A 517-nucleotide genomic window follows, 5' to 3' on the forward strand; every position below is an offset into this window, starting at 1 on the left:
CCCATGCTGTAAAGGGTTAAAAAGCACACTTGATATCGCAGCTTATGGGTGAGGCTAATGACGATAGACACTTCAGCGGGGGTGAGGATATCGGGCAGATGGTTGACTTGCGGCGGCTTGACGATATTGAGCCACTGCCAAGATTGGTTGAGCACATGGCGATAGAAGAATTGCAGACCATTACGGTCAAGTTTCACGGTACTCCATGAATGGGATGCAATTAAATCGGCAAAATAGCGCTTCAAATCAGCGGTTGTGAGCTTGTCGGGGCAGCAGTCGAAGTAGGCAGATATGCGCCTGACGGCCCGACTGTAAGCATCGATGGTAGCAGGGCGCTTGCCTTGCAGGGTTAAGTTGGTAAGATGTTGTTGATAAAGACAATCGAAGCGTTGTTGCTCGGATGGGTTCATGATAATACTCCTAGATAAATGCCTAATTGGCAGGGTCTAGTAAGTATTTATGATGAGTGGATAGCGGTGAGCTTTATCTTTACTGCCGCAAAGCGGCTTCGTTCAAC

The 517-nt window shown here is 48.2% G+C and carries 1 protein-coding gene; it reads right to left on the minus strand.

Annotation, left to right across the window (positions count from 1 at the left end; translation table 11 throughout):
• Nucleotides 1-410: site-specific integrase (locus H5073_RS18015; protein ID WP_182680932.1), on the minus strand; the 410-nt coding region annotated here is incomplete at its 3' end.
• Nucleotides 411-517: the final 107 nt, after the last annotated feature.

The organism is Shewanella sp. SR44-3 (assembly GCF_014163735.1).
GTDB lineage: Bacteria > Pseudomonadota > Gammaproteobacteria > Enterobacterales > Shewanellaceae > Shewanella.